Origin of the sequence: Nocardioides sp. TF02-7, from assembly GCF_022437945.1 — a bacterium.
Lineage (GTDB): Bacteria > Actinomycetota > Actinomycetes > Propionibacteriales > Nocardioidaceae > Nocardioides.
Genome location: NZ_CP092535.1, coordinates 4,528,860 through 4,552,028 on the forward strand (window position 1 = coordinate 4,528,860; position 23,169 = coordinate 4,552,028).

Below are 23,169 nucleotides of genomic sequence, written 5' to 3' on the forward strand. Positions count from 1 at the left end.
GTCCCATCCTGGCAAGCCGGGCCAGCGGCCGCGACGCCGCCGGCTGCCAGCGAGCGTCGACCTGCTGCCACCCCGGCGCGTCGCTCACGCCTCGGCGCCCCCGGTCCAGACCCGGGCCACCAGCGGCACGCCGGGACGGTAGGCGAGGTGCACGTGGCTCGGGGCGTCGAGCAGCACCAGGTCGGCGCGGGACCCCGGCACAAGGCGCCCGACGTCGGTCCGCGCCAGGGCGGCCGCTCCCCCGGCCGTCGCGGCGTGCACCGCCTCGGCCGGGGTCATGCCCATCTCCCGCACCGCGACGGCGATGCAGAACGGCATCGAGCTGGTGAACGACGAGCCCGGGTTGCAGTCGGAGGCCAACGCGACCCGGACGCCGGCGTCGAGCAGCCGGCGCGCGTCCGGGTAGGGGCTGCCGGGTCGAGAACTCCACCCCCGGCAGCAGCGTCGCCACCGTGCCGCTGGTGCGCAGGGCGTCGACGTCGCCGTCGTCGAGGAAGGTGCAGTGGTCGACCGCGGTCAGGCCGAGCTCGGCGGCGAGCCGGACGCCCGGACCGGGGCCCAGCTGGTTGGCGTGCAGCCGACCCCGCAGGCCGGCCGCCGCGCCCGCGGCGAGCACGGCACGGGCCTGGTCGGCGTCGAAGGCCCCGCGCTCGCAGAACGCGTCGACCCACCGCGCGTGCGGCGCCGCGGCGGCGAGCATCGGTCCGGTGACCAGGTCGACGTAGCCGGCGGGGTCGTCGGCGTGCTCCTCGGGCACCACGTGCGCACCGAGGTACGTCGTCTCGTCGGTGAAGCGCCGCGCCACGCGCAGCGAGCGCTCCTCGTCGGCCACGGTGAGCCCGTAGCCGGACTTGGTCTCGAAGGTGGTCGTGCCCTGCCGCCGCATCTCGGCCGCGAGCCGCGCCACGCCGGCGGCGAGCTGCTCGTCGCTCGCGGCGCGGGTCGCGGCGACCGTGGAGCGGATGCCTCCGGCGGCGTAGGGCTCGCCCGCCATCCGCGCCCGGAACTCCGCCGCCCGGTCACCGGCGAAGACCAGGTGGCTGTGGCTGTCGACGAAGCCAGGGAGCACGGCGCGCCCCTGCGCGTCGACGACCTGGTCGGCCGCGGGCGCCCCGGCCGCGGCGCCCACCCAGGCGACGCGGCCGTCCTCCACGACCAGCGCCGCGTCGGCGCGGAGCCCGAGCAGGTCCGTGGCGCCGGGGTCGTTGGTGACCAGCTCCGCGATGTTGGTGACCAGCAGGCTCACCGCCACACCTCCTCCACGACGGCGGCGAGCTCACGGCCGACGGCGCCGTGGTCGCCGTCGAACACCACCCGGCCCTCGACGACCACCGTCCGCACGTCGGCGGCCGCCGCCGCGAACACGGCGGTGTGCTCGTCGGCGCCGGTGCCCGCCGTGCGCGGGCCGGCGGCGTCGACCGTGACCAGGTCGGCCCGGCAGCCCACAGCGATCCGGCCGGCGTCGGCGACGCCGAGGCAGCGGTGGTCGAGACCGGCGGCGAGCAGCTCCGCGGCGGCGAACACCCCGCGCCGCTGGTGCGCGGCGCGCTGGTCGAGCTCCAGCGTGCGCAGCTCCTCGAACGGGTCGACGACGGCGTGGCTGTCGCTGCCCACCACCAGCGGCACGCCGGCGTCCGCGAGCCGCCGGCTCGGCCCCACGCCGTCGCCGAGGTCGCGCTCGGTCGTCGGGCACAGCGCCACGGTCGTCCCCGAGCCGGCGAGCAGCGCGACGTCGGCGTCGGTCAGGTGGGTGGCATGCACCGCGGTCGTCGTAGGGCCGAGCACCCCGTGATCGGCGAGCAGCGCCGTGGGTGTCGTCCCGTACGCCGCCCGGCAGCCCTCGTTCTCGGCCACCTGCTCCGAGACGTGCACGTGCAGCGGCCGTCCGGTCGCCGCGGCGGCGACGACCCCCAGCTGATCGGCCGGGACGGCGCGCACCGAGTGCACCGCGGCGCCGACGAGGTCGTGGTCGATGCCCGCCACCCGGTCGGCCCACGCCTCGGCGTCGGCGTCGCCGAACCGGCGCTGCGCAGGGCCGAGCGGCTCCCCCGAACCCGCCGGCGAGGTAGCAGGTGTCGAGCAGCGCGAGCCGGATCCCCGCCTCCCGCGCCGCCTCGACCAGGGCGTGGCTCATCGCGTTGGGGTCGTCGTAGGGCGTGCCGTCGGGCTGGTGGTGCAGGTAGTGGAACTCCCCGACGCTCGTGTACCCGGCGGCCACCAGCTCGCGGTAGACCGCGCGCGCCAGCCGGTGGTAACCGTCGGGGTCGAGCCGGCCCGCGACGTCGTACATTCGCTCCCGCCACGTCCAGAACGTCCCGCGCTCGCGCTGGGAGCGACCGCGCAGCGCGCGGTGGAAGGCGTGGCTGTGGGCGTTGGCGAACCCCGGCAGGGTCAGCCCGGGCAGGCGGGTCGCGGCCGCGTCCGGCCGGTCGGGCTCGACCACGGTGAACCGGCCCTCGCCGACCTCGACCAGCACGTGGTCGCGGACGAGGCCGTCGACCCACGCGCGCTCGAGGACGTACGCCGTCACCGGCAGGCCTCCGCGAGCGCGGCGGCGAGGGCGGTGACACCGGCGTGGCAGTCGTCGGGCTCGGCGTGCTCCTGGGGGCGTGAGAGACGCCGGTCGGGTTGCGGACGAAGAGCATCGCCGACGGGATGCCGGCGGCCTGCAGGACGCCGGCGTCGTGACCCGCCTGGGTCGCCAGCACCGGCAGCCCGTGGCCGACCGCGTCGCGCAGTTCCGGGTCGAACGCCACCGCGCCCGTCACCGACTCCGCCGTGACGCTCAGCGTGGTGCCGTCGCGCTCGGCCCGCTGCGCGGCCTGGGTGCCGATCGCCGCGACGAGCGCGTCGAGCGCCTCGTCGGTCTCCGCCCGCGCGTCGAGCCACCCGGTGACCCGCGACGGGACGGCGTTGGTGCCGTTGGGGTGCACGGCCACCCGGCCGAACGTGGCGCGCTGACCGGCCAGCCGGGCCTGCTTGTTGGCCGCGAGCGCCGTCATCGCGTAGGTCAGCATCGGGTCGGCCCGGTCCTCCATCCGCGTCGTCCCCGCGTGGTCGGCCCGCCCGGTGACGTCGTAGCGCCAGCGTCCGTGGGGCCAGATGCCGCTCGCCACCGCGACCGGCCGGCCGAGGTCGACGAGCCCGCGCCCCTGCTCGACGTGGAGCTCGACGTAGCGCCCCACCCGCGCCAGCCACGGCGCCGGGTCGCCGCCCTCGACCAGCTCGCCGAGCCGCACGCCGTCGGAGTCCCGCAGCTCGCGGGCCTCGGCCCACGTGGTGGCGCCGGTGGCGAGCCGGGAGCCGAGGCAGGCCCGGCCGAAGCGGGAGCCCTCCTCCTCCACGAACGCCGCCACGCCGAGGGGACGCCGCAGCGGGGCGCCCTGCTCGCGCAGCAGGTCGACGGCGGCGAACGCCGAGACCACGCCGAGCGGGCCGTCGTACGCCCCGCCGTCGGGGACGCTGTCGAGGTGGCTGCCGGTCAGCACCGCGGGGCCGGAGGTCCCCGGGGCGTCCCCACCACGCCACCAGGTTGCCGAACGGGTCCTCCTCGACCGTCAGCCCGCGGGCGGCCGCCTGCTCGCGGAACCACGACCGCAGCTCGAGCTCCGCGGCGTCCCAGGGCCGGCGGTCGTAGCCGCCCGACCGCGCCGAGCGCCCGATCGGCGCGAGCTCGCGCCACATCTCGTCGAAGGTCATCGCGGGACGCGGACGCCGCGCTCGGCCGCGACCTCCTCGGCGCGCTCGTAGCCGGCGTCGACGTGGCGGACCACGCCCGTGCCCGGGTCGTTGGTGAGCACCCGCTCGATCTTCTGCGCGGCCAGCTCGGTGCCGTCGGCGACGACGACCTGGCCGGCGTGGATCGACCGCCCCATCCCGACTCCCCCGCCGTGGTGGATCGACACCCAGGTGGCACCGGAGGCGGTGTTGACGAGCGCGTTGAGCAGCGGCCAGTCGGCGATCGCGTCGGACCCGTCGAGCATGCCCTCGGTCTCGCGGTAGGGCGAGGCGACCGACCCGCAGTCGAGGTGGTCGCGTCCGATCACGACCGGCGCACTCCAGCTCGCCGGAGGCGACCATCTCGTTGAACCGGAGCCCGGCCCGGTGGCGCTCGCCGTAGCCCAGCCAGCAGATCCGCGCCGGGAGGCCCTGGAAGTGCACCCGCTCCCCCGCCAGCGTGATCCACCGGCGCAGGTGCTCGTCGTCGGGGAACAGGTCGAGGACCGCACGGTCGGTCGCGGCGATGTCGGCGGGGTCCCCGCTCAGCGCGGCCCACCGGAACGGGCCCTTGCCCTCGCAGAACAGCGGCCGGATGTAGGCCGGGACGAAGCCGGGGAAGGCGAAGGCCCGGTCGAACCCGCCCTTGCGGGCCTCGTCGCGGATCGAGTTGCCGTAGTCGAAGACCTCCCGCACCGGCGTCGAGGAAGCCGACCATCGCACGGACGTGCGCCGCCATCGACTCCTGCGCCCGCTTGGTGAAACCGGCCGGGTCGGCGGTGCGCTGCTCCTCCCACTCCTCGAACGGCACCCCGAGCGGGAGGTAGGCGAGCGGGTCGTGCGCGGAGGTCTGGTCGGTGACGACGTCGACCGGCACGCCGCGCGCGAGCAGCTCGGGCAGCACCTCGGCCGCGTTGCCGAGCAGGCCGATCGACAGCGGCTGCCGCTGCTCCTTGGCGGCCAGCGCCCGGCGTACGGCGTCGTCGAGGTCGTCGGCGCGCACGTCGAGGTAGCGGTGCTCGATGCGACGGTCGATCCGGGCCGGGTCGCACTCGACGCAGATCGCCGTCCCGCCGTTCATGGTGACCGCGAGCGGCTGTGCCCCACCCATGCCGCCGAGCCCCGCGGTGACGGTCAGCGTGCCGGCGAGGGTGCCGCCGAAGCGCTTCTCCGCGACCGCGGCGAAGGTCTCGAACGTGCCCTGGAGGATGCCCTGGGTGCCGATGTAGATCCACGAGCCGGCGGTCATCTGGCCGTACATCGTGAGCCCGAGCTCCTCGAGCCGGCGGAACTCCTCCCAGGTCGCCCAGTCGCCGACCAGGTTGGAGTTGGCGATCAGCACCCGCGGCGCCCACTCGTGGGTGCGCATCACCCCCGACCGGCTTGCCCGACTGCACCAGCAGCGTCTCGTCCTCGCGCAGGTCGCGCAGCGTCCGCACGATCGCGTCGTAGGCCTCCCAGGAGCGCGCGGCCCGCCCCGTGCCGCCGTAGACCACCAGGTCCTCGGGTCGCTCGGCCACCTCGGGGTCGAGGTTGTTCATCAGCATCCGCAGCGGCGCCTCGGTCTGCCACGACCGGGCGGTCAGCTCGGTGCCGCGGGGTGCGCGGACGGGGGTCGGGTCATGCGCCGACGATACGAACCCGGAGGCGGCGCGGCCAGCACCGACGCTCAGCAGGTCGCGAGCGTGCGCCTCCCCGACCAGGCCGCGACGGCCATCGGCGCGAACAGGAAGCCGGTGACCGTCGCCCAGTAGGCCGGGTGCAGCCCCTGGGCGAGGACCGACATGGCCAGGCCGGTCGCGCTCATCGTCACCGCTGCGACGATCGTGACCAGCGACGTCGCCCGGGCGACACCACGGCCGGCGCGGTGCCACCGGTTGCCGATCGTGGCGGCGGCGAGGAGCGCGACGGTGGCGAGGATCATCGCCCCGCCGACCACCTCGACCGCGACGTCGAGCACCGGGTAGAGCACGCCGTCCGGCGCGCGACCGTCGGTGCCGGCGACGCTGACCGGGCCGTCCCACAGGAACGGCTGCACCCCCAGCGCCACGAGGAGCAGCCACGCCGTACGACGCGCGGCGGCCACCGCGAGCGTGGTCTGGAAGGCGGGCACCACCACGTCCAGCGGCCCGAAGTCGGCAACCGCACGCCGCTCGGCCTGCTCGGCGTCCCAACCGGCGCGCTCGTAGGCCGCGACGGCGTCGTCGAGGTGGCCCGCGGCCTCGGCGACGAGGTCGCGGCGGGCACGCCGGGGACCGGCCAGTGCGGCGTCGAGGTCGGCGAGGTAGGTACCGGTGGGCGACACGCCCCCCATCATGCGCGCCGGCGCCGCGGTCGGCATCCGGGATGTCCCCTGAGATCGGCACCGGTCAGGCCTCGCCGAGAACACCGCCGATGACCGACGAGAACGTCCGCCACTCGGCGCGGTGCTGCGCCAGCGCCTTCCTGCCGGCGCGCGAGAGCGCGTAGGTCCGGCGGCGACGGCCGCCCACCTCGTCCCAGTCGCTGGTGAGGTAGCCGGCGGCCTCGAGCCTGCGGAGGGCGGGGTAGACGGTGCCGGTGGGCAGCTCGAGCTCTCCGCCGCTGCGGACCTGCAGCGCCTCGATGATCGCGTAGCCGTGGAGCGGCTCGTGCTCCACCACCGCGAGGACCAGCGAGTCCAGGTGCCCGCGCAGCGCGTCGGCTCTCATGTAGACAGCCTACACCAAGGTGCGCTATATGTTGCTTGTCTACATGTAGCCGCCCTGCCTACGGAGCCCGCCGTGACCACGCCTTCCTCCCGCCCTCCCGCCAGTCCGCCGTCCCCCCGCCTCGTCGCCCGGGTCGGGCGCCGCCCCGAGCCGGATGCAGCGACTGGCCGCCTTCTCCCAGCGCCACCGCTGGACCGCGCTCGCGCTGTGGCTGGTCGCTCTCGTCGGCGTCACGGTGGCCTCCACGGCGGTCGGCGACGACTACCGCAACGACTTCTCGCTGCCGGGCACCCAGTCGCAGGAGCTCGTCGACCTGCTCGACGAGCACGGTGCCGGCGGCAGCGGGACGGTGACGGTGGTGCTGCACGACGAGCGGGGCTGGGACGCCGACCCGGCCGCGGTGGAGGCGCTGGTCGCCGACCTCGAGCAGCTGGACCACGTCGCGTCGGTCGCCGCACCCGACGCGGCCGAGGGCACGGTCTCCGACGACGGCACGGCCGCCCTGGTGGTCGTCACCCTCGACGTCGAGACCGGCGACGTGCCCACCGAGGACCACCGGGCGATGCTCGACACCGCGCTCGACCACGCCACCGACGACCTCCGGGTCGAGGTGTCGGGCGACGGGATCCGCGAGGTGCAGGAGAGCGAGGCCGCCGGCGGCGCCGAGGGCGCCGGCATGCTGGCGGCGCTCGTGATCCTGGTCTTCATGTTCGGCTCGCTGCTGGCGGCGAGCCTGCCGCTGGTCACCGCGCTGTTCGCGGTGGGCACGACGTTCGGACTGGTCGTGCTGCTCTCCCACCTGACCACGGTGCCGGACTACACCGCGCCGATCCTGGTGCTGGTCGGGCTCGGCGTCGGGATCGACTACGCGCTGCTCGTGTTCTCCCGGTTCCGCTCCGAGCTGGTGGGCGGCGCCGACCGCGCCACCGCCACCCGCCTCGCGGTCGACAGCGCCGGCCGGTCGGTGCTGTTCGCCGGCGCCTCGGTGATCATCGCGCTGCTCGGCCTCTACGTGCTGCGGGTCAGCGCCCTGCAGGGCGTCGTGCTCGGCGTGGTCCTGACGGTCGCGACGACCATGCTCGCGTCGCTCACGCTGCTGCCCGCCCTGCTGACGGTCCTGGGCGGACGCATCGAGCGCTCGGTCCGCAAGCGCGCCGGCAGGTCCCGGCGCGAGCACGGCGACCGGTGGCGGTCGTGGGCCGGCGTCGTGCAGCGCCGCCCGTGGCCGGCCCTGGTGGTCGGCCTGCTGGCCACCGGTGCCCTGGCCCTCCCCGCCCTCGGCCTCACCCTCGGGTTCAACGACGCCGGCAACGACCACGAGAGCACCACGACCCGGCAGGCCTACGACCTGGTGAGCGAGAAGTGGGGACCCGGCGCAAACGGTCCGCTGTTCGTGGTCACCGAGGGCAGCCTCGAGCAGGCGGAGGCCGCGGCCGACGCGGTGCGCGAGCTGCCCGGCGTGGCCCGCGTCGTGCCGCCGTACGACGCCGGCGAGGGGTTCGTGCCCTGGCAGGTGGTGCCGCAGACCGGGCCACAGGACGAGGCGACGTCCGACCTCGTCCGGGACGTGCGCGACCGGCTGGGCGAGGGCCACCTCGTCGGAGGTCCGACCGCAGCGAACGTGGACTTCGCGGAGGCGATCGCGGAGCGCTTCCCCCTCTTCGTCGGGGTGGTCGTCGGCGTCTCGGCGCTGCTGCTGGTCCTGGTCTTCCGCTCCGCGGCGATCGCCGTGAAGGCAGCCGTGCTCAACCTGCTGTCGATCGGCGCCGCGCTGGGCGCCATGAAGCTGGTGTTCCAGGACGGGCTGCTCGGCGTGGAGCCAGGACCGATCGAGGCCTTCCTGCCGGTGATGATCTTCGCCATCGTCTTCGGCCTGTCGATGGACTACGAGGTGTTCCTGCTGTCGCGGATGCACGAGGAGTGGCAGCGCACCGGCGACCCGGCCACGGCCGTGCGCGAGGGACTGGCGCACACGGGCGGCGTGATCACCGCCGCCGCGGCGATCATGGTCGTGGTCTTCGGAGCGTTCGTCCTCTCCCCCCGACCGGATGCTGCAGCAGATGGGGCTCGGTATGGCCGTGGCCGTGCTGCTCGACGCGGTGGTCATCCGCTGCCTGGTCGTGCCCGCGGTGATGCGGCTGCTCGGACGCCGCGCCTGGTGGCTGCCGCGCGGCCTCGACCGGGTGCTGCCGCGGCTCGCGATCGAGGGATCGCAGGGACAGCAGCGGCAGCGGGTGCAGCAGCCGCAGCGGTGACCTGGCCCGGTCAGCCCAGCGGCCCGGCCGCCTCCTCGGCCGCGGCGACGACGGCGCCGTCGCGGACGAGGCCGACCGCCGCCTCGATCTCCGGGGCGAGGTGGCGGTCGGGCCCCCGGACCCGGCACGCCCGCGCCGCGGAGCAGCCGGACCACGGCGCCGGTGCCCGCCGCCGGCGCCAGCGGCGCGCGCAGGTCGAGCGCCCGGGCCGCGGTGAGCAGCTCGACGGCCAGCACGCGTGTCAGGCCGTCGACCGACCGCCGCAGCTTGCGGGCCGCCGACCAGCCCATCGAGACGTGGTCCTCCTGCATCGCGCTCGACGGGATCGAGTCGACGCTGGCCGGCACCGCCAGCCGCTTCAGCTCCGAGACGATCGCGGCCTGCGTGTACTGCGCGATCATGTGCCCGCTGTCCACGCCCGGGTCGTCGGCGAGGAACGCCGGCAGGCCGTGGTTGCGCGCCACGTCGAGGAAGCGGTCGGTGCGGCGCTCGCTGATGCTCGCGACGTCGGCGGCGGCGATGGCGAGGAAGTCGAGGACGTAGCCGACCGGCGCGCCGTGGAAGTTGCCGTTGCTCTCGAGCCGGCCGTCGCCCGGGAGGACGACCGGGTTGTCGATCGCCGCCCTCAGCTCGCGAAGCGCGACCGTGGCCGCGTGGTCGACGGTGTCGCGCGCGGCGCCGTGGACCTGCGGCGAGCAGCGCAGCGAGTAGGCGTCCTGCACGCGGTTGCAGTCGGGGCCACGGTGGCTGGCGACCACGGCGGAGCCGTCGAGCAGCCGGGTCAGGTTCTCCGCCGACGCCGCCTGCCCCGGGTGCGGCCGCAGCGCCATCAGGTCGGCGGCGAAGACCCGGTCGGTGCCGAGCTGGGCCTCGACCGACATCGCGGCCGCGACGTCGGCGGTGCGCAGCAGCAGCCGGAGATCGGCGACCGCGAGCACCAGCATGCCGAGCATGCCGTCGGTGCCGTTGATGAGCGCCAGCCCCTCCTTGGGCCCCAGCTCGACCGGCGTCATGCCGGCTGCCGCCAGCGCCTCGGCCGCCGGGAGCAGGGTGCCGTCGGCGTCGCGCACCTCGCCCTCGCCGATGAGGGCGAGCGCGCAGTGCGCCAGCGGGGCGAGGTCGCCGGAGCAGCCGAGCGAGCCGTGCTCGTGCACCACCGGCGTGATGCCGCGGTCGAGCAGCTCGGCCAGCAGGAGCGCCGTGCCACGACGGACGCCGGTGTGGCCGGTCGCCATCGTCGACAGCCGCAGCAGCATGAGGGCGCGCACCACCTCCCGCTCCACCTCGGGTCCCGAGCCGGCCGCGTGCGACCGCACCAGCGACCGCTGCAGCTGCGCCCGCTGGTCCTCGGCGATGTGCTTGGTGGCGAGCGCCCCGAAGCCGGTCGACACGCCGTACGCCGGCCGCTCCGACGCGGCGAGCCGGTCCACGACCCCGCGCGCCCGGTCGACCGCGGCGAGCGCGTCCTCCGACAGCCGCACCCGGGCGCCGTACCGCGCCACCGCCACCACCTCGTCGAGGCCCACCGGCCCGGTCCCGACCACCACCTCGCCCGTCATGCGGCCGATCATCACACCGCCGTCAACACCGTGGACCTGCGGTGAGGGAGGATCGGCGGGTGCTGATCGCGACCGACCTGGACGGGACGCTGGTCCCCTACGACGCGCGGGAGCCGAGCCCCCGCACCGCGTCGGTGCTGGAGCAGGCCGACCGGGCCGGCATCCCGCTGGTGTTCGTGACGGCGCGCCCGCTGCGGTGGATGGACGGGTTCTGGCCGCACGTGGGGCGGCACGGGCTCGCCGTCGTCTCCAACGGGGCGGTCGTCTACGACGTCCACGAGCGCAGGCCGCTGGCCGTCAGCGGCATCGAGCCGGCCGCGGGCCTCGAGGTGGTGGCGGCGATCCGCGAGGCGCTGCCGGGCGCGTCGTTCGCCATCGAGTGCCTCGACGGGATCCGCCGCGACCCCACCTACGTCGAGCCCTACGGCGTGCCGGCCGGGTCGCCGGTCGGCGAGCTCGGCGAGATCTGGGACGTGCCGGCGCTCAAGCTGCTCGTCCGCCACCAGGGCCTCGACCCCGACGAGCTGCGGGACCGCACCCTCGCCGCCGTCGGCGGCGCCGCCACCGCGACCTGGTCGGTGAGCGGGCTCGTCGAGATCAGCGCCTCGGACGTCACGAAGGCGAGCGCCCTGGTCGGCCTCTGCAGAGCGGCTCGGCGTCGACGCCGAGGACGTCGTCGCGTTCGGCGACATGCCCAACGACATCCCGATGCTCGCCTGGGCCGGCACGTCGTACGCCGTCGCCGGAGCGCACGAGAGCGTGCTGGCCGCCGCCGACCACGTGGCGCCACCCGTCGACGAGGACGGCGTCGCCCGGGTGGTGGAGCGGCTGCTCGACGAGCGGGAGACCTGACGGGCTAGGCGATCGGTGCGGTGCCGAAGGCGACGTTGAACCGGTCGCACCAGATGACGACCGACCGCATGCCGGCGAGGTCGGCGCCGTCGGGGATCTCGTAGCTCTGGCTGCCCTGGTTGCCCTTCAGCTCGCCGAGCGCGACGTGGTCGCCGTCGTCGTAGATGCCCCAGGAGTCGAAGCAGCCCTCGCAGTCGCCGCCGCTGGGCCGGTCGCTGATCCACACGTGCAGGTCCGGCCCGTTGGAGGTGTCGAGGTCCTCCAGCCGCAGGTAGCGGGTGCCGTCGTCGCGGCGGTAGACGACCGCGGTCCCGGACGTGCCGTGCTCGGCGTCGATGAACCGGCCGCGGGCGAGCTCGAGGCGCACCGGCGCCGTGCCGTCGCCGTCCGGCACCGCGGTGTCGGAGATGCCGGCGGAGGCCGTGGCGACCACAGCGCCGCCGTCGTCGGCCTCGTCGACCTCGTCGTCGACGAGCAGCAGCCAGGGCTGGAAGAGCAGCAACCCGGCGACGAGCGCCACGAGCAGCACGCCGCCGACGGACACCAGCACCGCGCGCCTGCGACCCATCACGCCTCCCTCACGTCAGCAGCAGCCGGTCGAGCCGCCGGCGCACCACCAGCATGCCCAGCACGCCCATCAGCAGCAGGTAGACCACGGAGACCAGCGAGGCGGACGACACGGTGCCGAGGGTGAGCTCGCGACACAGCACGACGCCGCGGTAGAGCGGCGTGCACTCGATGACCCACCGCACGGGGCCGGAGTAGGTCTCGACCGGGAAGAACGTCGCGGAGAACAGGAACATCGGCAGCTGGACGAGCGTGATCTTGTCGAAGTCCTGGAAGTTGCGCATCCACGTCGTCGCCGCCATGCAGACCGCGCTGAACGCGAACCCGATCAGCAGCACCGCCGGCAGCGCGAGCAGCGCCCACCACGACTCGATGAGGCCCATCGCCAGCATGACCAGCAGGAACGCCGCGGCGTACGTCGACCCGCGCAGCTGCCCCCACGCGATCTCGCCGCGGGCGACGTCGCCGGTCGTCAGCGGCGTGGCGAGGATCTGGTCGTAGAGCTTGGTGTACTTCAGCTTGAAGAACACGTTGAACGTCGAGTCCATGAGCGCACCGTTGAACGCCGACACGGCGAGCATCCCGGGGGGCGACGAACGCGGCGTACGACACCTCCCGACCGCCGGCCTCGAACCCGTCGACGAGGGCGCCGACGCCGATGCCGATGGAGAGCAGGTAGAACACCGGCTCCAGGAAGCCGGAGACGAACAGCTTCCACGCGCTGCGGTAGGTGATGTAGTTGCGCAGCACGAGCAGCCGCAGCGAGGCGACCGGGCCGAGCGGCCGCACCTCGGCGTCGTCGGCGAACGTGGCGCTCACGTGATCATCCGCTTCGCCAGGCCCGAGACCGACCACCGCCAGCCGAGCACGGCGAGCGCCGCCAGCACGGCGACGTTGACGCCGGCCACCCACCAGGTGACGTTGTCGAGGGCGAGCATGCGGGAAAGGTTGACGCCGTGCCACAGCGGCGTCAGCCGCGCCAGCCACGCCCCCACGTCGCCGAGGTTGGTGACGGGGAAGAACGCGCCGGAGAACAGGAACAGCGGGAACACGCCCAGCCGGAACAGGACGCCGAACGCCTGCTCCGACCGCACCCGCGTGCTGAACGCGTAGACCAGCGTCGCGAACGCCGTGCCGCAGAGCACCTGGGCGCCGAACGCCAGGAACGGGCTCCACCAGGCCTCGAAGACCCCGAACGGCACCATCACGAGCGTGTAGACACCGCACGCCGCCACGAGGTGCAGCACCACCGAGGCGAGGTGGGCGCCGACGACGTGCCGCGGCTGGAGCGGCGTGGCGAGCATCGACTCGTAGATGCGCTGCCACTTGATCATGCCCATGACGGGGGTACGTCGTCTCCGACACGGCGGTCTGCATCGCGTGGGCGGCGATCAGGCCGGGCACCACGAACGCGAGGTAGGACGACGCGCCTTCGAGCGTCTCGGCGTCGGCCTCGACGAAGTCGCCGAGGAGCACGCCCATCGCGAGCACGTAGAGGAACGGTGACAGGAACGAGGATGCGATCACGCCGCGCCAGGTGCGGGCCCAGAGCGTCGCCCAGTAGTCGATCTGGCGGCGTACGCCCTCGAGGAACGGCAGGTCGCCGGCCGGCGCGGCGCGGTCGGGACTGATGGTGCCGGCGCTCATCAGTCGACCAGCGTCCGTCCGGTGAGCCGGAGGAACACGTCCTCCAGGGTCGAGCGCCGCACCAGGGTGGCGAGCGGCTGGAGGCCGCGCTCGTGGGTGCGGGTCACGACCTCCTCGCCGTCCTCGGCGTAGACGAGCAGCCGGTCGGGCAGCACCTCGACCCGCTCGCCGAGGTCGGCCACCTTCGCGGCGTGCGCCTCGTGCTCGCCGACCCCGAACCGGAGCTCGGCGACCTCGCGCGTGGAGTGGGCGCGGATCAGGTCGAGCGGTGCTCCTTCGGCTACGACCACCCCCTTGTCCATGACGACCAGCCGGTCGCAGAGCTGCTCGGCCTCGTCCATGTAGTGGGTGGTGAGGACGAGCGTGACGCCGGCCTGCTTGAGCCGGAACAGCTGGTCCCACAGCAGGTGCCGCGCCTGCGGGTCGAGCCCGGTCGTCGGCTCGTCGAGCAGCAGCAGGTCGGGCCGGTTGACCAGCGACCGCGCGATCGTGAGCCGCCGCTTCATGCCGCCGGAGAGCTCGTCGACCTTGGCCTTCGCCTTGTCGGTCAGCTTGGCGAACTCGAGCAGCTCGGCCGCCCGCTCGCGCACCACCTGCCGGGGCAGGCCGAAGTAGCGGCCGTAGATGTAGAGGTTGTCGAAGACGTTGAGCTCGGTGTCGAGGTTGTCCTCCTGCGGGCACACCCCGAGCCGGCCCCGGATCGCCGGCCCGTCGGCAGCCGGGTCCATGCCCAGGATCCGCAGCTCACCGTCGGTCACCGGCGACACGGCGGCGATCATCCGCATCGTCGACGACTTCCCGGCGCCGTTGGGCCCGAGGAACCCGAACGCCTCGCCGCGCCGCACGTCGAGGTCGATCCCCCGCACCGCCTCGAAGCCGCTGTCGAACGTCTTGCGCAGCCCGCGCGCCCGGATCATCGACCCAGCCCCCGGTTGCGCCTCCACGCCGCTCCTCGCCTGATCCTCCGACGCCGTCTCGCTCACGGACCCGATCCTAGGGAGCGACCCCGACAGCGGTCGCGCGGATATCGAGGGCGGGTGGGCAGCGCGGTCGGCCGGAAAGCGCGGGCGGCCGGGAGGCGCGGGCGGCCGGGGACGTCATACGTTCCGAGGGCGATCGCCCACGGCACGCATGACGTCCGCGGCTCCGGATGCTCGGCGGGATCAGCCGGCCGCACCGAGCGGCGGGCCGCCGAAGCCGATCTCGTTGCCGTCAGGGTCGCGGTAGATCACCTTGCGGACCCCGTCGCCGTAGGTCTCCCGCTCGTCGGGCTCGATCCCGCGACCTGAGATCGCGCGGACCCGCTCGTCGAGGTCGGCGACGAACACGGTCACCGCAGCGTGCCCCGCCCGGTCGGGCCGCTGCTCGACGACGAGCCAGCGGTGGGGCGCGATCTCCCATACCGACTCCGTCGGCGTGGCATCGAACGTCGAGTGGCGACCGAGCAGCTGCTCCCACCACGGGCACGCGGTCGCATGGTCGCGCACGCAGACCGTGGCGAAGAGCTCGACGCCGTCGGAGAGGAACTCGCTGACGCTCATGCAGGGTCCGACCGCCGGCCGGGCGTCGACTCATCGCTGCCGTCGCCCGGCCGCGGTTCGACACGTCCACCCGGTGGTGAACGGTGGAGCCTCGGTGCCTACGGACGTACCAAACCCGCCGATCGGCCTCGCGGGCCACGCTCAGGCACCGCCCGGCGACGCACTTCGGTACGTCGGCCGGTCGCCGCGACGTCGGCTCGGCGGTCAGTAGCTGTCGTACATGCGGCTGTAGGACTTCCAGTCCAGCCGCCAGGCCTGGCGATAGTGGCGGTAGGTGACCTGGTAGCGGCCCGTGTCCGGCCCCCAGCAGGGCCGGTAGCTCTTGGTCTTGTAGCCGCCTCCCTGGTGCTCGAGCCGCCCGTGCGTGTCGAAGCGCGCTTCGACCCACAGCAGCGTGCGGCCGGAGGTGACCTGCCGGAACTCGCCCTTGGTGACGCACCCCCGGAACGGCGTGCGCCGACGGCGTCGGCAGCGCGGCGATCGGCGTCAGCAGCCCGGCCGCCAGCGCCAACGCGACAAGTGTTCTCTTCATGTTGGTTCCCCCTGGGTGTTCCGACGGCCCGAGCGGCCGGTGGTGGCGCTGATCAGCCGACCAGCGCACGGTTCGTGGGTGAACCTAAGCGTCCGGGAGGGGCTGGCGTCGCGGTTCGACCAAACAAGGTCGATCGACCGCGGCCCGGGGGCACAACCGGACTACATCCCTAGTCGGAAGTGACGATGGTGTCCGAGCACCCCTGTCACTCCACCCCCGCCCGCTCCAGCCACCACGCCGTCACCTCCTCGTCGCCGCCGTAGGCACGCGTCATCACGCGCGCCGTCGCGGCGAGGGCGGAGGGGTCGCGGTCGCGCTGGGCGCGTTCGGCGAGCAGGGCGCCCTCGGCCCAGGCGTCCGGGTCCGCGGGCAGCGGCAGGGCGGCGAGCTGACGGGCGCTGAGCTTGACCGAGCCCGGGGTCAGGCCGGCGCCGAGGTAGCGGGCCGCCGCGTCGGCGACGAGCGGGGGTGCGAGCAGGACGGCGAGCAGCCGCCAGAGGTCGGCCGGGTCGGAGGGCACGACGCTGACGACGGGCACCGACGGCAGCCAGGCGCCGCGCTCGTCGACCACCGCCTCGACCACCCGGCCCTGGCCCGCGACGAGGAGCTTGGGCACCAGCCGGGCGTCGGCCCACGACGCGAGCGGCCCGGCGCGCAGGCCGGCCAGGTCGACGACGGGCTCGTCGAGACGCCGTCTCGCGAAGCGGGTGGGGCGTCTCCCCCACTCGCAGCCCGCCGGCTCGATCAGCCCGCTGGTCACCAGCGGTGCACCGGAGCCGTCGAGCCCGCCGTCGCGGACGTGCGGCACCAGGCCGTAGTACTGGTCGCGGAAGTCGGCGGTGCACACGGCGAGGTCGCCGACCGCGCCGTCGCCGGTGCGCAGCCTCACCGGCGGGATCCCGTACGACGGCGCCGCGAGCCGGCCCCACCCGTCCGGGTCGGTGGCGCCGGGGTCGCCGACCCGCACCACCGGCACGCAGGTGAGCACCGAGGTGCCGGCGAACACGGGCCGGGGCGAGCACCACAGGTCGGTCACCGCGCCGCGCTCCGCGACCGCCCGGCGTACCGGACCCGCGTCGCGGGCGGCGAGCACCGACAGCGGCTGCACCAGCGCGACGGTGCCGCCGGGGCGCACCAGCTCGAGCGCCCGCTGCAGGAAGACGGCACTGGTGTCGGTGTAGGCGGCCGGCCGCGCGTCCGACCGGCCGGCGGTACGCCGTCGCAGCTGGCCCAGGAACGGCGGGTTCCCCACGACCGCGTCGAACTGCTCGCCGTCCCACGCGGTGAGCCCGTCGGCGACCCGCACCTGCTGCGCCACCTCGTCAGGCGTCAGCGTCGGGTCCTCGGCGAGCAGCCGCGCCCGGGCGATCGCGACCGCCTCCGGGTCGAGGTCGGACCCGTGGACCGACCGGGCGCCGAGCCGCCGGGCCGCGGCCACGAGGAAGTGCCCGGTGCCGCAGGCAGGGTCCAGCACCCGGGCGACGCCGGGACCCAGCGCCCGGTCGAGCACCCAGGAGACCAGGTCGGGCGGGGTGTAGAACGCGCCCCGCTCGCGGCGGCCCTCGCGCTGCTCCGCCAGCCGCTGCTCGTAGGCGACGGCGAGCGCCTCGACCCGTTGCCGCTCGCCCACGAGGGCAGAGTAGAGGGAGGAACCGCGCTCGGTGGCGTGCCGCCGACGCCAGGCGCATCACCGACCCTGTTATAGTCATCATGACTACAACGTGAGGAGCCGGCATGGACCGCACCGGGCTGCTGACCGACCGCTACGAGCTGACGATGCTCGACTCCTGGGTGCGCGACGGCTCCGTCGACAACCGGGCGGTGTTCGAGGTGTTCGCCCGCCGGCTCCCGGAGGGCCGCCGGTACGGCGTCCTCGGCGGGCTCGGCCGCCTCCTCCCCCCTCGTCGAGGCGTTCACGTTCGACGCCGACGAGGTGGCCTGGCTCGTGGAGCACGAGGTCGTCGGCGAGGAGACCGCCGCCTACCTCGAGGGCTTCCGGTTCCGCGGCGACATCGACGCCTACCGCGAGGGCGACCTCTACTTCCCCGGCAGCCCGGTGCTGACGGTCTCCGGCACGCTCGGCGAGTGCGTCCTGCTGGAGACGCTGGTCCTCAGCGTCCTCAACCACGACACGGCGATCGCCAGCGCCGCCGCCCGGATGGTGACCGCCGCGCAGGGCCGCCCGCTGATCGAGATGGGCAGTCGCCGCACCCACGAGCAGGCGGCCGTCGCGGTCGCCCGGGCCGCCTACCTGGCGGGGTTCGCGTCGACCAGCAACCTCGCGGCCGGCCGGCTCCACGGCGTGCCGACGGTCGGCACCGCGGCCCACGCGTTCACCCTCGCCCACGAGAGCGAGGAGGCGGCGTTCCGCAGCCAGGTCGCCGCGCAGGGGGTCGGCACCACGCTCCTGGTCGACACCTACGACACCGCCGAGGGCATCCGCACCGCGGTGCGGGTCGCCGGTCCCGAGCTCGGCGCGGTGCGCATCGACTCCGGCGACCTCGCCGAGGAGGCGGCCAAGGCCCGCGAGCTGCTCGACGCCCTGGGCGCCACGCGGACCGGCATCGTGGCCACCAGCGACCTGGACGAGTTCGTCATCGCCGCCCTCGCCGACGCCCCGATCGACGGCTACGGCGTCGGCACGCGGGTGGCGACCGGGTCGGGCCACCCGACCGCGAGCATGGTCTACAAGCTGGTCGCCGTGGCCGACTCGCCGGACGACACCACGCTCCGGCCGGTCTCGAAGAAGTCGAAGGACAAGGTGTCGGTCGGCGGCCACAAGACGGCCTGGCGCCGGTACGACGACGCCGGCGTGCTCGTCCGCGAGACGTTCACCGTCGCCGGCGACCCCGAGCCCGTGGGCGCGCAGCGTGCGCAGGTGCCGGTGGTGCGCGGCGGCGCGACCGTGCACGCGCCCTCGATCGCGGACGTCCGCGCGTTCACGGCAGCGGCGGTCGCGTCGCTGCCGCCGGAGGCCCGCTCGGTCGCCGCGGGCCCGTCGTACCTCACCGTCACCCACCACCAGGAGGGAGAGCAGCATGACCACCGCACCCGCCCCCACGAGGGCCCTGCTCATCGTCGACGTGCAGAACGACTTCGTCGAGGGCGGGTCGCTCGGCGTCGCCGGCGGCAACGACGTCGCCGCCCGGATCAGCGAGCACCTGGCCGGGCACGCCGCCGAGTACGCCGTCATCGCGGCCTCGCGCGACTGGCACGACCCGCACGGCACCAACGGCGGCCACTTCCACGAGCCCGGCGAGGAGCCGGACTTCGTCACCACCTGGCCGGTGCACTGCGTCGCGACGGAGGGCGGCTCGGACTACGCGCCGGGGTTCGTGACCGACGCGGTCACCCACCACGTCCGCAAGGGCATGGGCGAGCCGGCGTACTCGGCGTTCGAGGGAGTCACCGACGACGGCGCGACGCTCGCCGACGTGCTCCGCGCCGCCGGCGTCACCGAGATCGACCTGGCCGGGATCGCGACCGACTACTGCGTGCGGGCGACGGCGCTCGACGCGCGACGGGAGGGGTTCGCGGTGCGCCTCCTCGACGGGATGCACGCCGGTGTCGCCCCCGGAGTCGAGCACGGCCGCGGTGCGTGAGATGACCGAGGCGGGCGTGCAGGTATGACGGGCGGCAACGGGTCGTCGTACCCCCCGTTCGCGGTCGCCGTCGACCTGGCGATCTTCACGATCCGCGACGGCGCCCTCAGCGTGCTGCTCGTGGAGCGCGGGGAGGAGCCGTTCCGCGGGCACTGGGCGCTGCCGGGCGGGTTCGTCGGGCCCGATGAGGACGCCGAGCAGGCCGCGTGGCGCGAGCTGCACGAGGAGACCGGCCTCTCGCAGACGTCGGCGCAGTTCTCCGGCTACCTGGAGCAGCTGCGCACCTACTCCGCGCCCGACCGCGACCCGCGGATGCGGGTGGTGTCGATCGCCCACGTCGCGCTGGCGCCCGACCTGCCCGACCCGACCGCGGGCACCGACGCCGCCGACGCACGCTGGTGGGTGGTCGACGACCTCCTCGAGCCGGCCGAGGACGCCGCGGCCGAGGCCCCCGAGCTCGCCTTCGACCACCACCGGATCCTGCTCGACGCACGCGAGCGGGTGCGCGCGAAGCTGGAGTACACGACGCTGGCCACCGAGTTCGTCGCCGAGCCGTTCACGCTCCCCGAGCTGCGGCGCGTCTACACCGCGGTCTGGGGCACGCCGCCGGACCTCGGCAACTTCCGCCGCAAGGTGCTCGGCACCGAGGGGTTCGTGGTGCCCACCGACAGCCGCGGGACGGCGTCGGAGGGCGGCGGCCGGCCGGCGCTGCTCTACCGGCGCGGTCCGGCGCAGGTGATCTCGCCGCCGATGGTGCGCGCGCAGACCTGAGCGCGCTCGTCAGGTGTTGTAGCGCAGCCAGACGATCAGCGCCATCACCGCGGCCACCGCCACGAGGATCGCCAGCACGATCAGCAGCGACTTCGGCGACCGGCGCGGACCGTGGAGCGGCTGGTTCACCGTGGGTCGTTCTCGTTCGTCGGCCATGCCGGCGCGGTACCCCGAACCCGCTGCGGCATGACGCCCCGGGTCACGACACCGCCCACCACCAGTCGAGGGTGGGTTCCGTCGGGCGGGCGCCCGCGAGCACGGCGTCGAGCCGCAGCAGGTACGCCGCGATGCCCGCTGCGCCCTGCATCCAGCCGATCCCCGGTGGCAGTCCCTCCGGGCCGGCGTCGGCCGCGGCGAACCGCCAGCAGAGTCCGGCACCGTCCTCGACCGCCCGCTCGAGGAGCGCGTCTCCCAGCCGCACCGCCCAGTCCGTGTCGACGGTAGTGAGCAGCACGCCGCCGACGCCGGCGGTGCCGCAGCAGCGGCCGTCGTTGTCCCAGAACCCGGGGCGGACCCGCGCGGGCAGGCCGGAGGTGCGGACGCTCCGGAGGCAGTCGTCGTGCCACTCCGCGGGCGTCCGGCCGCCCACCTCCTCGAGGCCGGCGCGGTCGAGCGCGGCGAAGAGCAACGACGTCCCGGCGGCGCCGTGGCACCAGCCGAAGCTCGTGGGCTCGGCGTCGGGGTGGTCGTCCGGCAACGGCGGGACGTACCGCGGGAACCTGGTCCCCGCCGCGTCGCTCTCCGCGAGGGGTGAGCAGGTGCTCGGCGCCCGCCCGCGCCGCCGTCACGAGGTCCGGCCGGCGCAGCACGGTGCCGGCGGTCGCGAGGGCGGCGGCGACGCCGGCCACGCCGTGGGACAGGTTGGGCATCTCGGTCGGCTCCGCTCCGTCCACCCGGTGCCGACGGGGCACGAACCGCCACCGCGTCCCCGTCGGCTGCTCCTCCGCCTCCGCGAGCAGCACCGCCGCCGCGTGGTCGGCCAGCTCACGGGCGTGCGGGAGGTCCTGTCGCACGGCCTCGACGCCGGCGAGCAGCACACCGGCGGTGCCGAGCGTCAGGTCGTTGACCCGCACCCCCGGGCCGTAGCGAGGTGCGCCGACCACCGACGTCGGCCACCCGTCGGCCTCGGCGAGGTCGAGCAGCCGGGCGACGACCCGGTCCCGGCCGTCGGCGCCAAGCGCGGTCAGGGCGGCGAGGTGGCCGGGGGAGCCCGTCGAACATCGACGCGTCGACGGTCGTGGCGACCGTGCCGTGCAGGCGGTCGACGAGCCCCTCGGCGAGGACCTGCTCATCGGCGGTCCACGGGCGGGTCCGGGCGATCTCCCCGAGGACCAGGGCGAGGCCGCCGGCACCGCTGTGGACGCCGTCCCGGTAGCCGGACCGCGGCTCGACGTCGTCCAGCGCCTCGGGGATCCACGGGCCGTCGTCCCACCGCACGTGGCCGAGGACCCAGGCCCACCCGCGCTCCCCCGCTTCGCCGTACCGCACCCCGGGAGTCTGTCATGTTCAACCAGGGGGTTGACAAGACGCGTGCGACGACGTTTGATCAACCACATGGTTGAGGAACAGGCGCGGCTCTCGCGGGTGTTCGCGGCGCTCGCCGACCCGACCCGGCGCGACATCGTCGCCCGGCTCGCGGCGGGCGACGCGACGGTCGGCGAGCTCGCCGCGCCGTACGACGTCTCGCTGCAGGCGGTCTCGAAGCACCTCAAGGTGCTCGAGGACGCCGGGCTGGTGCGCCGCAGCCGCGACGCCCAGCGCCGGCCGGTCCACCTGGAGGCGGAGGTGTTCGACCTGATGACGAAGTGGATCGAGCGCTACCGCCGCCAGGCGGAGGAGCGCTACCAACGGCTGGACGCGCTCCTCGACCGCATGCAGGGCGAGGAACAGCAGGAACCCGGAACGAAGGAGCAGGCAGGATGACCACGACGCAGGCCGGGGACGGCACCCGGCAGACCCTGATCGAGGCGGACCCCGACATCCCGGTGGTCCGGATGGTGCGGGAGTTCGACGCGCCGCCCGAGCTCGTCTACCGCGCCCACGCGGACCCCGAGCTGGTGCGGCAGTGGATGGGGCCGCGCTCGATCGACATGGACATCGAGCGGTGGGACGTGCGCACCGGTGGCGAGTACCGCTACACCGCACTCCGCGACGGCGAGGAGGTCGCCCACTTCTACGGCTCCTTCCACCGGGTCGAGGAGAACCGCAAGATCGTGCAGACCTTCGGGTTCGAGGAGATGCCCGAGGCGGTCGCCCTCGAGACCCTCGAGCTCCACGACCTCGGCGACGGCCGCACCCGGCTGGAGATCCTCTCCGTGGTGGAGTCGATGGAGGCGCAGGCCGGGATGATGGCCAGCGGCATGGAGGTCGGCGTCGACGAGGGCTATGCCGCCCTCGACGAGCTGCTGGCCGCACTGGCGGGGCAGGAGTGATCCCGACCGATCCCGCGGACGAGCACCGGGTCGTCGCCGGCGCGTTCGGCGAGCGGGTGCGGGGCGTCGTGCCCGGCGCCTGGGACGCGCCGTCGCCGGTCGCGGAGTGGACGGCGCGCGACGTCGTACGACACCTGGTGGAGTGGCTGCCACCCTTCCTCGCCTCCGGCGCCGAGGTCGCGCTGCCGGACGGACCGTCCGTGAACGACGACCCGGTCGCCGCGTGGGAGCACCACGCAGCCGCCGTGCAGCAGATCCTCGACGACCCGGAGTCGGCGGGAAGGACCTTCGCCCACCCGCACGTGCCGGCGATGCCGCTCCCCGGGCGGTGTCGCAGTTCTACACCGCCGACGTGTTCATGCACACCTGGGACCTCGCCCGCGCCACCGGGCAGGACGAGCGCCTCGACGAGGACCGCTGCCGCGAGCTCTACGAGGCCATGGTCGACATGGAGGAGGTGCTGCGCGGCAGCGGTCAGTACGGACCCGCCGTCCCGGTGCCCGCCGACGCCGGCTGGCAGGGACCGGCTGGTCGGCTTCATCGGCCGCGACCCGGCGTGGCAGCCGCCGGGCTGAGTCTCAACGCTCCTGGTGTCGGTGGCGCGGCCTACGCTCCCGTCATGGCGTACGACACGGCCCTCGCCGACCGGATCCGCGAGCTCCTCGGCGGTGGGGCGGAGGTGACCGAGAAGCGGATGTTCGGCGGGCTCGCATTCCTCGTCGGCGGCAACATGGCGGTCGCGGTGAGCGGCGGGGGCGGCATCATGGTGCGCGTCGACCCGGCCGAGGGCGTCGAGCTGCTGGCGTCCACGCCCGCCCACCCGATGGAGATGCGCGGCCGGGCGCTGCGCGGCTGGCTGCGGGTCGACGGCGAGCACCTCGCCGGCGACGACCTCGCCGACTGGGTGCGGCGCGGAGCGGCGTACGCCGGGTCGTTGCCGCCGAAGTGAGGGCGCGGGCGGCGCAGGTTCATCACGGTATGCAGCCGAGCCGACGCCTTCCACG

19 protein-coding genes and 11 pseudogenes are annotated in these 23,169 nt (G+C 74.7%); 11 read left to right on the forward strand and 19 right to left on the reverse strand.

The features are described from left to right. Positions 1-84 precede the first annotated feature (84 nt). The 10 genes and pseudogenes from hutI to MF408_RS23590 all read right to left on the reverse strand — a co-directional run bounded on the left by hutI (position 85) and on the right by MF408_RS23590 (position 6,407). Positions 85-1,246, reverse strand: a pseudogene (hutI, locus tag MF408_RS23565) (imidazolonepropionase). Then, on the reverse strand, positions 1,243-1,983 hold the full coding sequence (locus tag MF408_RS26235; RefSeq protein ID WP_275693283.1) for an amidohydrolase family protein: 741 nt from the start codon (positions 1,981-1,983) through the stop codon (positions 1,243-1,245). Before MF408_RS26235 ends, hutI begins: the two are co-directional and overlap by 4 nt. A gap of 145 nt (positions 1,984-2,128) precedes the next feature. Then, positions 2,129-2,530 (reverse strand): annotated as a pseudogene (locus MF408_RS26240) (amidohydrolase family protein); the annotation flags it as partial. Positions 2,531-2,657: 127 nt separating this feature from the next. Further along, positions 2,658-3,488, reverse strand: a pseudogene (locus MF408_RS23575) (allantoate amidohydrolase); the annotation flags it as partial. Between the two features lie 207 nt (positions 3,489-3,695). Further along, entirely contained in the window at positions 3,696-4,046 is a 351-nt protein-coding gene (locus MF408_RS26245) for a hypothetical protein (protein ID WP_275693284.1), read from the reverse strand. A 67-nt stretch (positions 4,047-4,113) separates the two neighbouring features. Next, positions 4,114-4,440 (reverse strand): annotated as a pseudogene (locus MF408_RS26250) (hypothetical protein); the annotation flags it as partial. Then, positions 4,358-5,086 (reverse strand): annotated as a pseudogene (locus MF408_RS26255) (urocanate hydratase); the annotation flags it as partial. The pseudogenes MF408_RS26250 and MF408_RS26255, both read right to left, overlap by 83 nt. Positions 5,087-5,102: 16 nt before the next feature. Then, a pseudogene (locus tag MF408_RS26260) lies at positions 5,103-5,468 on the reverse strand (hypothetical protein); the annotation flags it as partial. Then, complete coding sequence (locus MF408_RS23585; protein ID WP_240249618.1) at positions 5,387-6,022, reverse strand: permease prefix domain 1-containing protein; 636 nt, start codon at positions 6,020-6,022, stop codon at positions 5,387-5,389. The pseudogene MF408_RS26260 and the gene MF408_RS23585, both read right to left, overlap by 82 nt. A 64-nt stretch (positions 6,023-6,086) precedes the next feature. After that, on the reverse strand, positions 6,087-6,407 hold the full coding sequence (locus tag MF408_RS23590) for a helix-turn-helix transcriptional regulator (RefSeq protein WP_240249619.1): 321 nt from the start codon (positions 6,405-6,407) through the stop codon (positions 6,087-6,089). A gap of 154 nt (positions 6,408-6,561) precedes the next feature. Here MF408_RS23590 and MF408_RS23595 point away from each other — a divergent pair. Continuing rightward, a pseudogene (locus tag MF408_RS23595) lies at positions 6,562-8,388 on the forward strand (MMPL family transporter); the annotation flags it as partial. 91 nt (positions 8,389-8,479) lie between these two features. Beyond that, positions 8,480-8,662 carry an MMPL family transporter gene (locus MF408_RS26265; RefSeq protein WP_275693528.1) on the forward strand — a complete coding sequence of 61 codons (183 nt, stop codon included), beginning with the start codon at positions 8,480-8,482 and terminating at the stop codon, positions 8,660-8,662. Positions 8,663-8,672: 10 nt separating this feature from the next. Here the strand turns inward: MF408_RS26265 and hutH are convergent. Then, positions 8,673-10,221: pseudogene (gene hutH, locus MF408_RS23600) on the reverse strand (histidine ammonia-lyase). Positions 10,222-10,280: 59 nt separating this feature from the next. On the opposite strand from hutH, the pseudogene MF408_RS23605 reads away from it, so the two are divergent. Together MF408_RS23605 and MF408_RS26270 are read left to right on the forward strand one after the other, a co-directional pair. After that, positions 10,281-10,802: pseudogene (locus MF408_RS23605) on the forward strand (HAD hydrolase family protein); the annotation flags it as partial. Positions 10,803-10,911: 109 nt separating this feature from the next. Next, positions 10,912-11,073: an HAD hydrolase family protein gene (locus MF408_RS26270; protein ID WP_275693529.1), complete on the forward strand. Its 162-nt coding sequence runs from the start codon at positions 10,912-10,914 to the stop codon at positions 11,071-11,073. A gap of 4 nt (positions 11,074-11,077) precedes the next feature. Here the strand turns inward: MF408_RS26270 and MF408_RS23610 are convergent, their stop codons facing one another. The 6 genes from MF408_RS23610 to MF408_RS23635 form a co-directional block, all read right to left on the reverse strand. Further along, complete coding sequence (locus tag MF408_RS23610) at positions 11,078-11,641, reverse strand: DM13 domain-containing protein (protein WP_240249620.1); 564 nt, start codon at positions 11,639-11,641, stop codon at positions 11,078-11,080. A 10-nt stretch (positions 11,642-11,651) separates the two neighbouring features. Continuing rightward, positions 11,652-12,221, reverse strand: a complete 570-nt coding sequence (locus MF408_RS23615) for an ABC transporter permease (protein WP_240249621.1) — start codon at positions 12,219-12,221, stop codon at positions 11,652-11,654. Positions 12,222-12,455: 234 nt separating this feature from the next. Further along, positions 12,456-12,980: an ABC transporter permease gene (locus tag MF408_RS23620; RefSeq protein WP_240249622.1), complete on the reverse strand. Its 525-nt coding sequence runs from the start codon at positions 12,978-12,980 to the stop codon at positions 12,456-12,458. A gap of 306 nt (positions 12,981-13,286) precedes the next feature. After that, positions 13,287-14,204 carry an ABC transporter ATP-binding protein gene (locus MF408_RS23625; protein WP_240252150.1) on the reverse strand — a complete coding sequence of 306 codons (918 nt, stop codon included), beginning with the start codon at positions 14,202-14,204 and terminating at the stop codon, positions 13,287-13,289. 246 nt (positions 14,205-14,450) lie between these two features. Next, entirely contained in the window at positions 14,451-14,828 is a 378-nt protein-coding gene (locus MF408_RS23630; protein WP_240249623.1) for a VOC family protein, read from the reverse strand. A 737-nt stretch (positions 14,829-15,565) separates the two neighbouring features. Continuing rightward, positions 15,566-16,990 carry an N-6 DNA methylase gene (locus MF408_RS23635; RefSeq protein WP_240249624.1) on the reverse strand — a complete coding sequence of 475 codons (1,425 nt, stop codon included), beginning with the start codon at positions 16,988-16,990 and terminating at the stop codon, positions 15,566-15,568. Positions 16,991-17,094: 104 nt separating this feature from the next. On the opposite strand from MF408_RS23635, the pseudogene MF408_RS23640 reads away from it, so the two are divergent. The 3 genes and pseudogenes from MF408_RS23640 to MF408_RS23650 all read left to right on the forward strand — a co-directional run. After that, a pseudogene (locus MF408_RS23640) lies at positions 17,095-18,355 on the forward strand (nicotinate phosphoribosyltransferase); the annotation flags it as partial. A gap of 43 nt (positions 18,356-18,398) precedes the next feature. Then, positions 18,399-18,962, forward strand: coding sequence for an isochorismatase family protein (locus MF408_RS23645; RefSeq protein WP_345893979.1), 564 nt, complete (start codon positions 18,399-18,401; stop codon positions 18,960-18,962). 24 nt (positions 18,963-18,986) lie between these two features. Then, a complete protein-coding gene (locus MF408_RS23650) occupies positions 18,987-19,733 on the forward strand; it encodes an NUDIX domain-containing protein (RefSeq protein WP_240249625.1) in 747 nt (248 codons plus the stop codon). Positions 19,734-19,932: 199 nt separating this feature from the next. Here the strand turns inward: MF408_RS23650 and MF408_RS23655 are convergent, their stop codons facing one another. Further along, positions 19,933-20,430, reverse strand: a complete 498-nt coding sequence (locus MF408_RS23655) for a lanthionine synthetase LanC family protein (protein WP_240249626.1) — start codon at positions 20,428-20,430, stop codon at positions 19,933-19,935. Positions 20,431-20,717: 287 nt separating this feature from the next. Beyond that, the gene (locus MF408_RS23660) at positions 20,718-21,221 is read right to left on the reverse strand and encodes a hypothetical protein (protein WP_240249627.1); all 504 of its coding nucleotides are present in this window, start codon (positions 21,219-21,221) and stop codon (positions 20,718-20,720) included. Between the two features lie 66 nt (positions 21,222-21,287). On the opposite strand from MF408_RS23660, the gene MF408_RS23665 reads away from it, so the two are divergent. The 4 genes and pseudogenes from MF408_RS23665 to MF408_RS23680 all read left to right on the forward strand — a co-directional run bounded on the left by MF408_RS23665 (position 21,288) and on the right by MF408_RS23680 (position 23,114). Then, the gene (locus MF408_RS23665; protein WP_240249628.1) at positions 21,288-21,656 is read left to right on the forward strand and encodes a metalloregulator ArsR/SmtB family transcription factor; all 369 of its coding nucleotides are present in this window, start codon (positions 21,288-21,290) and stop codon (positions 21,654-21,656) included. Then, positions 21,653-22,165 carry an SRPBCC domain-containing protein gene (locus tag MF408_RS23670; protein WP_240249629.1) on the forward strand — a complete coding sequence of 171 codons (513 nt, stop codon included), beginning with the start codon at positions 21,653-21,655 and terminating at the stop codon, positions 22,163-22,165. Before MF408_RS23665 ends, MF408_RS23670 begins: the two co-directional genes overlap by 4 nt. A gap of 68 nt (positions 22,166-22,233) precedes the next feature. Further along, positions 22,234-22,359 (forward strand): annotated as a pseudogene (locus tag MF408_RS23675) (maleylpyruvate isomerase N-terminal domain-containing protein); the annotation flags it as partial. 29 nt (positions 22,360-22,388) lie between these two features. Beyond that, positions 22,389-23,114 carry a TfoX/Sxy family protein gene (locus MF408_RS23680; RefSeq protein WP_240249630.1) on the forward strand — a complete coding sequence of 242 codons (726 nt, stop codon included), beginning with the start codon at positions 22,389-22,391 and terminating at the stop codon, positions 23,112-23,114. Positions 23,115-23,169: the final 55 nt, after the last annotated feature.